This window comes from Arthrobacter sp. JCM 19049 (genome assembly GCF_001310435.1).
Genome location: NZ_BAXF01000857.1, coordinates 1 through 662, shown reverse-complemented (window position 1 = coordinate 662; position 662 = coordinate 1). Strand labels below are relative to the sequence as shown.

The following is a 662-nucleotide window of genomic DNA, read 5'->3' as shown; positions in this document are numbered from 1 at the left end:
GCGCGCAGCTGGACTTCTGCCAGATGCGCCAGGCGACCGGCGCGATCCTGGGCATGAACCGGGCCCAGCGTGCGGCGCTGGGCTTCATGCACCCCGGGCGCGTGGACGTGATCCAGGCCGGGGCGCTGATCGTGGAGCGCGTCCTTTCCCACGTGCACCGGGCCACCAGCGGCAGGGTTGAGCGGATCACCGCCTCGGAACACGATATCCTCGATGGCATTGCCGCCTCGGTGGCCGCCCTGCACACCGCCTAGGCCCCAGGGGCCACCTTGGCCTCGGAGCCACCCTTGAGACCCACCCACCACACACCCGCACCCGATCATGCGTCACGGCCAGCCGGCCGGCGGCCCGGGGACTAGGAGGAAACCGTGTTCGCACGCACCGGGCCCCGGATCACCCGCACCCTAGGCACGCTGCTGGCCATGAGCCTGGCGCTCGTGCTGGGAGTGGGCGGCAACCTGCTGCTGGCACCCGGCGCCCACGCCGACAGCATCCGCGAGGCCGAGTACTGGCTGGACTCGCTGGGCATCAAGGATGCCCACAAGGACGCCAAGGGCCAGGGGGTGAAGGTCGCGGTGATCGACACCGGCATCGACACCTCACACCCCGACCTGCGCGGTGCCGTCACCGGCGGCACCGACGTCTCCGGATCCGGCGGACCG

Annotated in this window: 1 protein-coding gene and 1 pseudogene; both read left to right on the top strand. The window is 71.5% G+C overall.

What is annotated here, in order from left to right; genetic code table 11:
- Positions 1–254 (top strand): annotated as a pseudogene (locus tag JCM19049_RS16760) (exopolyphosphatase); the annotation flags it as partial.
- Between the two features lie 114 nt (positions 255–368).
- A partial coding sequence (locus JCM19049_RS16755; RefSeq protein WP_306420839.1) for a S8 family serine peptidase occupies positions 369–662 on the top strand: 294 nt, incomplete at its 3' end.